Source organism: bacterium (genome assembly GCA_039961635.1).
In the GTDB taxonomy this organism is placed as follows: Bacteria; 4484-113; 4484-113; order JAGGVC01; family JAGGVC01; genus JABRWB01.
This window is the reverse complement of record JABRWB010000032.1, coordinates 12,574-26,274: the sequence shown is the minus strand read 5'-3', so window position 1 is coordinate 26,274 and position 13,701 is coordinate 12,574. Positions and strand designations below refer to the sequence as shown.

At 56.8% G+C, this 13,701-nt stretch carries 15 protein-coding genes; 4 read left to right on the top strand and 11 right to left on the bottom strand.

All coding sequences use genetic code 11. From position 1 onward, the window contains the following. Positions 1–49: 49 nt before the first annotated feature. The 5 genes from HRF49_05210 to HRF49_05190 all read right to left on the bottom strand — a co-directional run bounded on the left by HRF49_05210 (position 50) and on the right by HRF49_05190 (position 5,635). Positions 50–1,900 carry a penicillin-binding protein 2 gene (locus HRF49_05210; GenBank protein ID MEP0814045.1) on the bottom strand — a complete coding sequence of 617 codons (1,851 nt, stop codon included), beginning with the start codon at positions 1,898–1,900 and terminating at the stop codon, positions 50–52. A gap of 18 nt (positions 1,901–1,918) precedes the next feature. Then, positions 1,919–2,395, bottom strand: coding sequence for a hypothetical protein (locus tag HRF49_05205; protein MEP0814044.1), 477 nt, complete (start codon positions 2,393–2,395; stop codon positions 1,919–1,921). Positions 2,396–2,398: 3 nt separating this feature from the next. Then, on the bottom strand, positions 2,399–3,403 hold the full coding sequence (gene rsmH / locus HRF49_05200) for a 16S rRNA (cytosine(1402)-N(4))-methyltransferase RsmH (GenBank protein ID MEP0814043.1): 1,005 nt from the start codon (positions 3,401–3,403) through the stop codon (positions 2,399–2,401). Then, positions 3,360–3,944 (bottom strand): AbrB/MazE/SpoVT family DNA-binding domain-containing protein, encoded by a 585-nt coding sequence (locus tag HRF49_05195; protein MEP0814042.1) that lies wholly within the window; start codon positions 3,942–3,944, stop codon positions 3,360–3,362. The genes rsmH and HRF49_05195 overlap by 44 nt, the downstream gene beginning before the upstream one ends. 350 nt (positions 3,945–4,294) lie before the next feature. Beyond that, positions 4,295–5,635 (bottom strand): thymidine phosphorylase, encoded by a 1,341-nt coding sequence (locus HRF49_05190; protein MEP0814041.1) that lies wholly within the window; start codon positions 5,633–5,635, stop codon positions 4,295–4,297. Positions 5,636–5,726: 91 nt separating this feature from the next. Between HRF49_05190 and HRF49_05185 the strand changes: the two genes are divergently transcribed. From HRF49_05185 to HRF49_05170, 4 genes are all read left to right on the top strand, one after another. Continuing rightward, on the top strand, positions 5,727–6,284 hold the full coding sequence (locus tag HRF49_05185; protein ID MEP0814040.1) for a methylated-DNA--[protein]-cysteine S-methyltransferase: 558 nt from the start codon (positions 5,727–5,729) through the stop codon (positions 6,282–6,284). 106 nt (positions 6,285–6,390) lie between these two features. Beyond that, positions 6,391–8,022 carry a hypothetical protein gene (locus HRF49_05180; protein MEP0814039.1) on the top strand — a complete coding sequence of 544 codons (1,632 nt, stop codon included), beginning with the start codon at positions 6,391–6,393 and terminating at the stop codon, positions 8,020–8,022. A 46-nt stretch (positions 8,023–8,068) separates the two neighbouring features. Beyond that, positions 8,069–9,016 (top strand): hypothetical protein, encoded by a 948-nt coding sequence (locus HRF49_05175; protein MEP0814038.1) that lies wholly within the window; start codon positions 8,069–8,071, stop codon positions 9,014–9,016. Positions 9,017–9,234: 218 nt separating this feature from the next. Next, positions 9,235–10,119, top strand: coding sequence for an HD-GYP domain-containing protein (locus HRF49_05170; protein MEP0814037.1), 885 nt, complete (start codon positions 9,235–9,237; stop codon positions 10,117–10,119). 14 nt (positions 10,120–10,133) lie between these two features. Here HRF49_05170 and HRF49_05165 read toward each other — a convergent pair whose 3' ends face one another. The 6 genes from HRF49_05165 to HRF49_05140 all read right to left on the bottom strand — a co-directional run bounded on the left by HRF49_05165 (position 10,134) and on the right by HRF49_05140 (position 13,698). Beyond that, positions 10,134–10,697 carry a hypothetical protein gene (locus HRF49_05165; GenBank protein MEP0814036.1) on the bottom strand — a complete coding sequence of 188 codons (564 nt, stop codon included), beginning with the start codon at positions 10,695–10,697 and terminating at the stop codon, positions 10,134–10,136. Further along, complete coding sequence (locus tag HRF49_05160) at positions 10,694–11,239, bottom strand: hypothetical protein (GenBank protein MEP0814035.1); 546 nt, start codon at positions 11,237–11,239, stop codon at positions 10,694–10,696. The genes HRF49_05165 and HRF49_05160 overlap by 4 nt, the downstream gene beginning before the upstream one ends. A gap of 28 nt (positions 11,240–11,267) precedes the next feature. Continuing rightward, positions 11,268–11,561, bottom strand: a complete 294-nt coding sequence (locus HRF49_05155; GenBank protein MEP0814034.1) for a hypothetical protein — start codon at positions 11,559–11,561, stop codon at positions 11,268–11,270. A gap of 59 nt (positions 11,562–11,620) precedes the next feature. Next, a complete protein-coding gene (locus tag HRF49_05150) occupies positions 11,621–12,379 on the bottom strand; it encodes a FliA/WhiG family RNA polymerase sigma factor (GenBank protein MEP0814033.1) in 759 nt (252 codons plus the stop codon). Next, positions 12,376–12,726: a hypothetical protein gene (locus HRF49_05145; GenBank protein MEP0814032.1), complete on the bottom strand. Its 351-nt coding sequence runs from the start codon at positions 12,724–12,726 to the stop codon at positions 12,376–12,378. Before HRF49_05145 ends, HRF49_05150 begins: the two co-directional genes overlap by 4 nt. 81 nt (positions 12,727–12,807) lie before the next feature. Continuing rightward, positions 12,808–13,698, bottom strand: coding sequence for a MinD/ParA family protein (locus HRF49_05140; GenBank protein ID MEP0814031.1), 891 nt, complete (start codon positions 13,696–13,698; stop codon positions 12,808–12,810). Between the last annotated feature and the right edge of the window lie 3 nt (positions 13,699–13,701).

Here is a 13,701-nt window from a genome sequence, read left to right as displayed (position 1 = left end):
TTCACCTGCGCCTCGAAAGAGCGAAGGACAAATTAAGAGCTGTCAACGGCTAAGTCCGTCCGTCGCCTTCAACGACTTCCGGGCTTATCCTGTCCAGGTAACAGATGCGATCCGCCACCCGCTTGAAAACCGGAGCCGACACCTCGCCGCCGTAATACTTGCCACGCGGATTTTTGAACATGACCATAACGACGTATCTGGGCGCGGCCGCCGGAAAGTAACCGACGAAACTGGAAAGGTACTGGCCTTTCAAGTATCCCTTGCCGTTCGGATTGTGAATCTGCGCGGTGCCGGTTTTGCCGGCGACGGTCAGCCCGCTCGACAGCCGGGCGGCTTTGCCTGTTCCCCTGTCGCTATGCACAACTTCAACCAGAGCTTGCCTTACAGCTTCGACCGTGTCTTTGCTGTAAACCTGCTTGCGTTTCAGCCTGTCCGTAGCGGAAACCTTGAAGGGGGCGTATTCGGTTCTCGCCAAACCAGCGTATTCCAGCGCCGCTCCGACGTCTTTCGCAGTTCCCAAAATAATCTTCGGCTGAACGGCGTAACCGCCGTTGGCAAGCTCGGCGTATGCCGTGAGAATCGCCAAAGGCGACATGGCCGGCCCCTGGCCGAATGCGATGCGGCCCTCGTCCGAATCGTACTGCTCGTAATATCGGCCGTGCTTGTCCAGCTTCGCCAAATTCGGGGGCAGCCCTGCGGTTTCGGTGGGCAATCCCAGCCCGGGCCGTTCGAGAAGCATGGCCCCGTCAAGAATTTCCATGAGCTTGTTCATCCCCAAGTCGGTTCCAACCTGCGCCATGAGGACGTTGCTGGACTTGATTATTCCTTCTTTGACCGTGATCAGGCCGAAACCTTTTCCCTTATGCGCTTCCGAAACCGTTGTGTCGTCAATCTTCAGCGTCGCCGGGCAATAGTACTTGTCGTCAAGCGTTATATAGCCGCGGTCAAGCGCGCCGGCGATTATTATCGGCTTGATTATGCTTCCCGGCTCGACGACCATGCCGTACAGCGGATTGACCGCGATGGAGCCTACCTTCGCTCCACGGACGCACTCGTTGGGATCGAAAGTGGGGCGCACGGCGCACGCGAGAATCTCGCCGGTGTAAGGATCCATCACCGAAACAAGCCCCCACTCCGCCTTGTTGGAAGCGAAAGCGACATCCAGCTCCGCGTCACAGATTATCTGAATGTTTTCGTCGATCGTCAGGTAAACATCGAGGCCGTTGCGGACTTCTTTTTGTATGAAAGTGGATTCGGGAATCCTGCCCCACTTGCTGTCCCGCTGGTAAAATACTTGACCGGGCTCGCCCTCCAGATATTCGTCGAACGCGGATTCCGCCTGAAAATGGACGTCGTCGCGCAGCCGGATGAAACCGATGGTGTGCGGCGACATCTGATCTTTGAACGGATAAAACCTGCGGTAACCTTCCGAGACGAAAACCCCTTTGAGATTCAGGTTCATGGTGGCAACCATTTCGGATTGCGACAGCCCGTCCGCCACTTTCAGATACCTGCTTCCCTTACGCTTTCCATCGGCAATGCGCGCCAACAGCTCTTCCTTCGAGCCGCCGAACAATTCGGCGAGCTTTTCGGATGCCACGGCACCGTCGCCGACTATCAGCGGATCGACCACGACTTCCCAGGTTTTTTCGCTGATCGCCAACAGCGAGCCGCCGCGAGAGCGAATCGCACCGCGCCGCGCGGGCACTTCGTATGACGCCTGCCATTTGGAGCGCATCATTTCGAGGACTTTGTCGCGATCCACGGTCTGCCATTTGACGACGAACGCGATGATGAATACGGAAAAGAATGCCATGAGCAACGACGCGCAGATGATCCGCCATTTAAGAATGGCGGGGTCGAATCCGCAGTCATGCCCTCTGTATTCGCGAATCGCCATGAAAACGCCGCAGCGCCCCTAATACTTGAAAAGGTAAGAACCCCATTTCACTTCCGGCTTTGCCGCGCCGTAAAGCGTGCGCACCAGTTCTTCGCCGGACGCCCCCCCCTCCACAGGCTTGTGGTAAACGAACAGCGTACTTGCAGGGTATTCGAGGCCCAGTCTTGTCTGAAGTCCGGTATTGAAAAAAATGTCGCGCCTTACGCCAAGATTCTGCGCCTGCGCCTGCGAAATCTGCACCTCCAGGTTGCGCGTGGATTCCTCCAGTTGCTGCAACCTGTACTGCTTAATCGATACCTGGGTCGCAAGATATGCGATCCCGAAAAGCGTCATCGCCAAACCGGCGATGGTGAGGAACAGAAAAATCCGCCATTTGATCGAAAACTCGACGGATTCGTAAACCCTTGGCGGTTTCTGGCGGAACTTTCTGCTTTCGTCGAAGGAAAGCGCCCCTTCGTAAGCCTCGCGAGGCAGAACGGTGCGAACATTCGACATCTTTCACTCCTTCTCCTGCGCGACCGCGCGGCGCTCGAATACGCGCAGCATCGCGGAATGCGCGGCTGGATTCGCTTTAACTTCCTGCCTGGAAGGCCTGACCGCCCCAGGCGTAATTTCCTTTACAACCCAATCGGAGTTGGATTCACCGGGCCTTCTGTATGCGTTAAGAACCGATTTCGCCACCCTGTTTTCGCCGCCGCTGAACGTGAGCAACGCAAAGCGGCCCTTGTTTTTGCTTAAATATTTGACGGCGTGTTCGATACCGCCGCGCAATCCCTTCGCGCCCGGATTGACGATGTCGCGAAGCGCCATGAAAAGCTGGCCAAGCCTGCGCATGCGCTTCCCGTACGGCATTTTCTCCGGCCAAATCTCGGACACCGCCTCGATAAGCTCGAAGGTTGTGTTTATCGGACGTATCGCCCGCGCCTTGGCGATCGCCGCGGCGACTTTTGCGGCTTCCGGAATGTCGCCGACTTCGGCCAGTATGCGGGAAAGCTCTTCGACGCTCGCGCCGTTGACCAATTCCTTTGCAGTAAGTTTCATTCCCGGATCGAATCTCATGTCCAATTCCTGATCGCGCTTATAGCTGAATCCCCTGCCGCCTTCGAGCTGAAAACCGCTCATTCCGGCGTCCAGGACGCAGCTGTTGAAGAAATCCTCCGGAATCCCCGCGGGGGAAAGAAGAGCGGGTAATTCCCCGTAATCCCCTTGCAAAAACACAACGCGGCACTCCGTGAGCGTTTCTTCAATCCTTCGCCGAGCGATCTCTATGGCCTGCCCGTCGAGATCAACGGCGACGGCGAATCCGCCGGGAGAAATCAACTTGCACACCCTTAACAGATGACCGCCTGTTGATACTCCCAATTCCAGGTGCTTTCCTCCCGGCTTCGGGTCGAGGTATCGCACCACTTCCTCGACCATCACGCTTGCGTGAAGCCTGGGATTTTCCTCCATGAACCTGCTAGCCCGAAGCAGGATCTCCTCCGGGCAAATTAAGGTGCTCAAGACCGGCGTCGCCGCCTTTGCCGCCGGCCTTGAGCCCTTCAGAACCGAAAACCAGGGACAAGTCCCTGTTTTTGCGGGTTTGCGAGTAGGAAACGTAGTCCTCTTCACGCCACACTTCGACCTTGTCAAGCATGCCGATGAGAACCACGGTGTCGCCTTGCTTGAGACCGATGGCCTCGCGCAGGTCCTGCGGGATGACAACGCGCTGCGAATCGTCTATTGCCGTCCTGTGATGGCTTTCGAGCACTTCGCGCAGATTGTCCACGTAATCGCGATCGCTGTAGTTGATGAATCCGGAATACGAGCTGAGGCTGGTTTTCGGCCAAAGTTGGTTGTAAAGAGCCTCGTACGTCCACTTGGGAAGAATCTCAAGCCACTTTCTGTGCGGGCTGAGAGTGATCACCACATCACGGATCTCCGTGTTGCACAGATTTTGCGGAAGCCTGATGCGGAACCGCCCGTCAATGACCTGCGACTCGCGTCCCACAAGCATCTTGGGAGGCATAGCTTCCTGCACCGAATTGAAAGCGACTTGATTCATTTCCCTAAACCGCTCTTCAAACCTGAAGAGCAAGGGAATTTTAAACTAAGAAAGATAATTTGAACAGCCCTTTGGACGGGAAATCAATCCCATTAGCTAGAATTTGGGCACTTTTTTGGGCATTTTTCTTCCCTTCTGCCCGCCAAAAGCAACCAATTTCGGGAAAGGCAATTTTTGGCGCCTTTTTAGCTATACATAAGTAAAGATATTTTAGAGGCCAATTACGGAAGCCAAATCAGGCTTTTTTGGTTAGAACCATAAAACACAATACCTGCTCGAGTCCTCGACACTTCTTTTTTTCACTGTCGAAGGCTGTTCCCAAATGAGGTTCGGCTCTGCTCATACCCCAATCACCTGGAATTCGGATTCGGCTCGGGAAGCTCTCCGCCGATGGCAATCGCGTCATGCAGCAGCATTTCAATTCCGGAGCCGACAGCTTCGCGTGTCGAGCCCAGCCTCGCGATTACCGACGGTGTGCCCAGATTGAAGTAGCAGAGCGCCCAAGGCTCCTTGAGTTCGATTCTGTCGCCAGGCTTTTTAAGAAGCAAGATGCCTGCAAACGGGTCGATGGAATCGTCGAGTTCGAACCTGCCTGCGCCGAGCGCCCGCGCGGCTTCCCCGATCGCAAGCGCGTCAATGGAATGGATGAACCCTGCCTTGCGGGCCGCGATGTACGCCCGAGGGACGGATGCGAGTTCGCCGAATCTTTCCCTAAGCGCGCCCAACGACCCTCCTTGCGCTTTGACCAGCTTTTCGAAGGCAACGCGCGCCGAGCCGTCGGCAATAAGCTGCATTAGTTTGTCGCGGGCCGCGGCCTTGGAAACCGCCAAGCCGGATTCAACCAGCGCCGCCGAGCCAAGCTCGTACACTACCTCCAGCAAATCAGCAGGCCCTTTGCCCAGAAGCGCGTCCCACACTTCAATCATCTCCAGCAGATTCCCGACCGCGTGACCGAGCGGCGAGTCCATCTTTGTGAGAACGCAAACCACTTTCCGTCCGAAACGCGCTCCCGCCGCTTCAGCAAGCCGCGCAAATTCACGCGCCGCAGCTTCGTCGCGAAAAAAGGCTCCTTTTCCTACTTTCACGTCGAGCACGATCGTCCCCGCGCCGCCGGCAAGCTTTTTGCCCATTATGCTTGCGACGATCAGCGGAATGCTGTCCACCGTTCCCGTCACATCGCGCAGCGCATAAAGCTTTTTATCCGCGGGGGCAAGATCCGCGCTTTGACCTACTATCGCCCCGCCTATGGAGCGAATCTGCCCGTCCAATTCGTCTGCGGAAAGCGATGTCCGGAATCCGGGAATGGTTTCGAGTTTGTCAATCGTCCCGCCGGTGTGGCCGAGGCCGCGCCCGCTCATTTTGCAGCATACCGCTCCCGCGGCCATCATAAGCGGAACAAAAAGCGGCGTTACCTTGTCGCCGACACCCCCCGTGGAATGCTTATCCACCAGCGGCTTTCCCAGGCCGGGAAACGCCAACGTGCCGCCGCTCCTCCAAATCGCCTCGGTGAGCGCGAACACTTCCTTGTCGCTCATGCCGCGCAGCACGATCGCCATCAGCAAGGCGCTCGCTTGGTAATCGGGTATTTGTCCGGATACGAATCCGGTTACAAATCCGCTGATTTCATCTTCCGACAAAGCATCGCCGCGCTTCTTGGTTTCGATGGCACAAAGGATGTCGAATCCGCCCACGGAGTAATTCTAGCGCCACTTGACGACCACTCTTCGATTCCCGCCACTTGCACAGGTTGATTTGTCGGCCGGACGGCCATATATTAGATGTATGGGAAAACAATCCAACTTCGAGTATTGCATCGGCGCCGTCTCCACAACGTTGGGAACGGTCGCATTCATCTGGTCGGCGAAGGGACTTGTTGCCAACTCCTTTTTTTACAAGTCCCTCGGCTCCGCGCTCAAGGAAATCGCTCCACTAGCGCGCAAGCTCGGCATCGAAAAAGTCGAAGTTTCGAAATCCGATGCGCCTCCAGCCTGGATAGGCAAGTTCTTCACGGCCTATGCAAACGGCGACGGCAAGACCTGCAAGCGCCTTCTTTCGGATTCGGCCAAGTTCGACTTCGCGCTGGCCACCGACCATCGCAAGAAGGTCTGGAACAGCATGCTCTCGATTCCATGGGGCGCTACTGCGACTTACGGCGAGCTTTCCGCCAAGATAAAAAGCGCGCCGCGCGCGGTCGGCGGCGCCTGCGGCGCGAACCGTTGCCCGGTGATAATCCCCTGCCACAGGGTGATAGGTGCTGGCGGCGACCTTCGCGGCTTCGGAGGCGGAATCAAGCTCAAGGCGATGCTGCTTGCCCACGAGGGCATTCAAGCGGTTGGTTGAGCGCCGCCCGAAAATGAATCCTGGAAAATCAAAACTTCAAAAGCGCAAGCATACAGCCCGGACTGCCGCGCCGGCTTTGCATACGCGCGTTTCCGGCGTCGATGCGATGACGACTTCCGCGGTTAAATGGATTTTGTTTCCACTTGCGCTTTTGGCGGGCATTGTGGTCAGGCTGGCGCCCGAAATCCCGATGTCGTTCGGCGGCGTCCAGTACAGCATTTGGTTCGACGAAGTCTGGACGTTACTGATTTCCAAGCTTCCTCTCAAGGACGCTCTATATTTCATTCATCATTTCGACGCCAATCCGCCGCTCAGCTACCTGTTCCTGCGGCTGACCCCGCAGCTACCCGACGGCGAAATAACCAGGATTGTCCCGGGAATTTTCGGAATCCTGGCGCTCGCGGCGTTTTTGTGGCTGGGAAGCAGGCATCTCCGGCGCGGCGAGATGTGGCTCGCAGGTTCAATCCTGGCTATCAGTCCGATTCATGTTTGGTATGCGCTCGACCTGCGCTATTACTCGCTGATGGACTTCATTTCAATCACCTGGTTCTTTTTGACGGTGAAGCTCGTATCGCTGGGAAGGGAGTTGAAAAACGCGCGCGGAAATCGCACAAACGGCACACAGCAATCCGTGACGGTTCATTTGTGGCTCCTGTTTTCGGCTCTGGGAATGCTCACCCACAACATCTTCGCGGCGACTTGGCTCGCGGGCACTCTTTGTTTGATGTTCTGCCTCGGCCGCGCTTTTCCCGCCTTGTTCAACCGTCCCCTGCAGTATTTATGGATTGTCGCTCCGCTTGCGTACTGGGCAAGGGTGTTTCTTTGGCAGGCCGAGTTCGCCTTCGGCTACGAAACGACGCTTCCGATGCCCGCTTTCGAAAACTTCCTTTCCGCGCTGAACGACTTCCTGCTGTTGTTCAGCATGGTGCCGATATGGCTCGGCGTGATTTTCGTTTTCGGCCCGATCGCGCTGCTGATTTGGAACGCGCTCGACAAAAAACGCGCCGGGCAGCTTGTACCGGCTCTCGTTCCCGTTTGCATTTGGATAGCGCTCTTTCCGCCCGTGCTGCTTTTTGCGGCGTCGCACGTCCTCGGCAACGCCCAGCTTTTCAGCAGAAGGTACATGATTCCAACGGCAATCGCCGTGCTGGTCGCCTGGGCTCTGGGCGCAGCGGAAATCAAATGGAAACCGGTGCGAGTCGCGTTTATCGCCGCGCTGGCGATGTTCAGCTTGATGGGGCTGTACGCGGTGTTTTACATCCAGTATCCGGCCGACTGGAAAAGCGTGGCGGATTGGCTGCGGCCCGGAACGTCTTCAAGCAGGTGGGTGATTGTCCGCGAAGCCGACCCGAATTACGTCGTCAGCGAAACCTCATGCCTGCGCGCGTACCTGCCCGAAATTCTTCCCGAAGGTTTTAGGATTTTTTCAATCAGTCCTGAAGGAGCATCGCCCCTTCCGATGAAAGTCCGCTCGGAAGTGGCGAAAATGAGCGACGAGGTGCGCAAAACGTTCGCCAGGTATTACCCTCCGCATTACTCGTTTCCGGAGTTCAATGAAATATTGAAGGAAGGAAACTGGACGCTGCCGCCGGAAGTTTATGTTGCCTACATCGCGGCCAAACCGCCGCCCGATCCCGAAATTGACCTGGGGGAAATTCTGGGCGGGAGCTTCCGGTACGAAGGAAGCAAACGTTTCGCGGGAATCCGCGTGGATCTATGGCAAAGAAAACGGAGTTGAGCTTGCTCGACCAACCGGCCATTGAAAAATGGTATAAGAAACCGTCATGGCTATAAGCAAAACCGAAATAGTGGATGTCGCGCTTTCCGGCGGGCGCCCCGCCCGCATACCATTTTCGTGCTGGTACCACTTCGGACTCCAGCATGAAAGCGGAAAAAAACAAGCGGAAATCGAGATCGCGTTTTTCAGGCATTACGACCTCGACTTTTTGAAGGTGATGGACGATTTCGGCTACCCGTTTCCGGACGGTTTCGAGTGGTTCCGCAAGCCGGAAGATTACGAAAAACTGACGGCGATACACTCCGCGGCGGAGTTCGAGGGATACCGCAGGCAGCTTGAATGCCTGTCGGAAATCAAAAAAGCGCTTTCCGGCGAAGCGTATTTCGTCAATACAATCTTCAGCCCGTTCACCTGGCTGCGCAACTACGGCCGGCTTGCCTGGAGGGAAACCATGCGCGAGCATCCGGACAAGTTCCTTTCGGCGATGGAAATTGCGACTTCAAACATCGTCAAGTATGTGGCGGCCCAGGCCGAGGCAGGGGTGGACGGGATTTTCTACTCGCAGGTCGCGGGCGACCCCGAGTTTACGACGGAGGAGGAATTCGAGCGGTACGTCAAGCCGTTCGACATTCGAATCCTGAATGCCGTTCGGGAGCTTCCGTTCAACATTCTGCACGCGCACGGCGAGCACATTTATATCGACCTGTACAGAGACTATCCCGTAAAGGTTGTCAACTACAGCGACCGGTTCGTTTCAAACCCATCGCTGGATGAAATGCGCAGGCTGAAGTCGGATTGGTGCCTGATGGGAGGCATCGGAGAATTGGACGCGAAGGAATCGGATCCGCGGTCTCTGGCGGCGGAAATTGAAGACGCATTCCGTCAAACCGGCGGCCGGGGATGGATATGCACTCCGGGCTGCAGCCTGAAAACCAACATCTGGGAGAGTCACATATTCGCGATGCGCGATGCAGTCAGAAACCTGCCCGCATAATCCCTTTATGTGATTTTGCGGCTCGAATTATCTAGGTTTCGGCATTGGGTCCGCCCGTTGAAAATTCAGGAAAGCGCGGCCGGCGCGAGCATTTTGTTGAAAACTCGGTATAATAAATGAACGGGGCCGCAGGCTGCCCCAATTTTGTTCATTGGGCCGGTATGTCTGGGGTTGAAAGGCTTAAGCGGTGGTTGATCCTTGGTGCGGCGGCCGGGTTCATGGTCGTCGTATTCATGGTTTTCAACATCCTCGCGCAGAATCCAGTCTGGCGCGAAAGCCTTTGGGCGATCAAAATCCTCGCCTTTGGCGGCATTTTCATCGTTACATTCCTTGTCGGAAGTTACTTCCTTGGCCAGATCGACAACCGCATCAGGGAACGCGACGAAAAAATCGCCGAACTTGAACGCCTTCAGCGCATCGAAGAGGAGGCAAACGAGGAAATAGTCTCGATCAACCAGATGGTCAACGACCAGGTCATCGAGCTTACCCGTCTCTCCCAGGAACTCGAAACGGCTTATATAGACACCGTCAATTCGCTCGCGAAATCGCTCGACAGCCGCGACAGATACACGCACGGCCACAGCGAGCGCGTCGCGGGTTGGGCGGTGCTTATCGCGGAGCGGATAGGTTATTCGCGCGAGGATCTTCAGCGCATACGTCAGAGCGCATTGCTTCACGACCTCGGCAAAATCGGCGTAGAGGATTCCATTCTCAAGAAGGACGGGCCGCTTACCGACGAAGAACGCAAAGCTATGCAGATGCATCCGGTTTACGGCTACGAGATACTCAAAGGCGTCAGATTCTTGGCACCGTGCCTTGACGGAATCCTGTATCACCACGAAAGAATGGACGGCAAAGGTTATCCGTCCGGACTTTCGGGCTACGACATTCCGCTCGACGCACGCGTGATTTCCGTCGGCGACGTTTACGACGCGATGACCAGCGACCGCCCTTACAGAAAGGGAATGCCCAAAGACAAAGCGCTTCAGATCATCAAGGAAATAGCCGGAACCCAGCTCGACGCGGAACTGGTCGAAGTTTTTCTCGAAATTATCCGCGAGAAGGAATCGGCCAAATCCGGAAAGGTCGCCGCGGCTGTTTGATTTTCCGGCGGCGATTATTTGAAAAGCACCGCTATCAGCGGTTCCCGCGTTTCCTTTTTCATTGCCACGGCAGCTGTCACCGGTCTGCGCATTTCAGGCTTTCCCTTTTTCGGAAACAGAAGCAATTTGCCGCTCAATGCCGCGATTTCAATCCGTTCGGCGCACTCGAGCGGAGCCGTCACCGTTCCCACAAATTCCACTTCGTTCGGAGAGCAACCGGACGCCGCGAGCAAGGCGGAAGCGCCCTTGCCGCGGATTTCGGGGGGATTATGCATCCATGGCACCATCCGGTAGCGGATCGGCAGCCCGAATGCATCCGCGGAAACGACTTTTGCCTCCATCAACGAGCAGTGTTTCCTGAAAACCGCGGCGCGGCCGAGCGCGGGATTTCTTCCCGCAACCGCGGACATTATCGAAGTGGGGGTCGAAACGAGCGGACGGAAATCCACCGCCAACTCGCGACTCACCGGGACGGGCGCGTCTGCGGGAATTTGCTCATTGATTATTTCCGGCGGCGTCCCGGTAAGATCAATGCCGGCCGGTTCCTCGACAATCCGCAGGTTGATTATCTTCGTCACTTATGCTCGTTTCTTTCCGACGCGATTATTTCGAGGGCTTTCGCCAGCCTGTCCATGGGCTCCAGTATCGAAATGGATTTGGCGATCGCGGTCATAGCTTCAGCGATTTTGGGAATCGCCTTTTCCTGTCCTTCGGCGGGCGTGAGAATGTAGGGGCTTTCGGTGGGCGAAAGCGAAACCAAAAACCGCCCCTGCCCCACATCCTCCGCCTTGCCCGATTCGGGCAACGGCTGCTGCGTCGTTTGCGAAACAAGCACCAAAGGCGGCTTGACCTTTGGCTGGAGTTTCAGGTACACAGCCTCGTCGCAAATCACAGCCGCCGCCTGCGCGCCCAGTGCGGATATCAGCGGCGCGCCGATTACGTTCAACTTCAAGTGCCAGTCCAGCTTGCGGCCGTGCAGCGCCGCGACCAAACCTGCGGGAGCTACCGGCTCCGTATGCTTGAACTCAACAGGCAATCCAAGTTCATCCACGGCCAAAATGGCACCGTAAAGTCTACCGTCCGGCCAGCCTCTAGTTCCCAAATATGCGACTACAACCAAACGATCCTCCCTAATCCATGCTCCGGATTCAGGTTGTGATGTCTATGTGCTTGCGCGGCGGCGCGCAGCCTTCCCGCTCGTCCTTCGCTCCGCCGCGCCCTTCCCTTCCCCTGCGCCGGCGCTCTTCGCGTTCCCGCACGATTCCTTCCTGTCCGGCTTGCTCGGTGCGGACGACCGTGCGCTCGAAAACATCCTTCTGCACTTGGGTGCGCTTGTCCTGCTCGTGCTCCGAAAGAACGGCCTGCGTTTGAGCGATGCGCTGGTGCTGGACGATTTCGTCCAGCTTGAGCAAATTCACCTGAAGGTCCACAGGCCTTACCATTTCGTTCAATCCCGGCTAGCCATTAATGATACCCGACCTACGCGCGATCGCAAGCCCGATCACTTTCCGGCGGCGCCGCCCGTCCAATCCGCAAGCGCGGAACGCAGCCGTATTACAGCCGAACCGTGTATCTGGCAGATTCTGGATTCGGACAAATCCAGAATCGCGCCTATTTCCTTAAGGGACAGCTCCTTGGAGTAATACAAATCCAGCACCAGTTTTTCGCGTTCGGGGAGTTTTTTTATGGCGGCTGCCAGATTCGCAAGGAAATGCTCTTCGGAGGCCGATTCCTCCGGCGTTCTGCCCTTGTCCTCGAACGATGCCGCCGTGCGCTCGTCCAGGTCGCTGAATCCGGCCACCGACAGCGCGCTGATTTTCGACAATGAGTCGCGGTACTCGCTTTCAGAGATGCCGAGCTCCTTTGCGACTTCCTCGTCAAACGCGGGGCGGCCAAGTTTCTTGGTAAGGGAATCTTGGACGGCGCCGATTTCCCGCGCCCGTTTGCGCAAGCTTCGCGGGGACCAATCCAGCTTGCGCAAATAATCCAGCACGGCGCCGCGGATACGCCATGTCGCGAACGTTTCGAATTTGACGTTCCGCTCCGGATCGTAGCGGTTAATCGCCTCAATCAGCCCGATTTTGCCTTCGCTGACAAGGTCGGCGCGATCAACGCTTGCGGGAAGGTCAACCATTATCCGATGGACGACATACTCGACCAAATGGGAATAGGCTTTGACAAGCTGTTCCAGCGCGGCGCGTCTTGCGTGCGCGTCGGCGTACTGCTCCTTTCCGCCGCTTAAAGGCGCGCCATGAGTCAATACTCCTCACCGCCAGATGCCTGATCAGCATCGCCCCCCGAGCCGGGGTTCGAAATCATAAGGCGCGTGAATTCCTCCGTAAGCCGCTCGACCTTCCTCTTTCGCTCGGAGGTAATGGACGCAACAACCAGGTGTATGGCGATCGAGGCGACAAGCATTCCGCCGATCAGGAGCAACACCGCGCCGCCGAGCATCATTTGCGCGAGCGCGGCCGCGGGCATGTCCTTGACGATGCCGATAATGCCCGTGACGATCAGCCACAAGCATACGACCGCCCAGACGAAGGAGTGCCCGATCCTTATGATCGCCTGTCGGTAATTGCGCTTCTGCTGTTGCGTTTTAGGCATGGAAATGCACCGCGGATGCGGACGAACGGGAATTATAACATCGCCAAGATTGCCGCAATGAAGCCCATTTGGCGCGAAAATTTAATTTCGGGCGGATAAAGAGCGCCAAAGCCTGCCAATAAATCTGCTTTTCGCGCCTTCCGCCGCTTCCGAAGCCGCCCACGCGGGCTCGGCGACCGCGTTCTGGGCAATTTTTTGAAAGCTCAGCGCCGCGATGCTTCTTGGAAATTCCACCAGCAACGGAACGTGCATATTCACAGCCCGCCTGGCGGCCTCGTCGCGCGGGACATGTCCCAGCATCCGCATCTTCGCCGTCGTGTACTTGCCCGACACGCGCGAAAGAGCTTCATAATGCCTTCTTGCCTCTCCCTGGTCTCCCGCCATGGACATGACCACGCCGAACCGCTGGCCCGGATGATGCGCACACGTCACCTTTATCAGCCCGTATGCATCCATCACGGACGTGCTTTCGGGAGCCACGACCGCGACAACTTCGTCCGCCGCTGCGGCGAACGATGTCACCTGGTGGGCGATTCCCGCCGCAGTATCCACGACGACGTAATCCGATGCCTGAATAACGGATTCAAGCCCTTCCAGCAGCCGTTTTGTTCCGTCCGGCGACAGATTGGCCATATCCTCGAATCCGCTGCCACCGGGAAGAAGCACCAATCCTTCCGGCCCCTTGATTACGATATCCGTCAGCGGAATTCCCTGGTGGATGAAGTTCCAAAGCGTAAGCTTGGGAGTTATCCCCAGCATAAGATCCAAATTGGCCAGCCCTAGATCGGCATCAACGAGAACGACGCCCCTCCCCATTCGGTTCAGCGCGAGCGCGAGATTCAGCGCCACCGTGCTTTTGCCGACGCCGCCCTTGCCGCTCGCTACAACCAAGACTTTGGCTCCGCCGCGCGATGCGACATCGGCGGCGGTCTTGCCCGCAACCAGAAGTCTCAGCTCCGATGCCTGATCCATTGT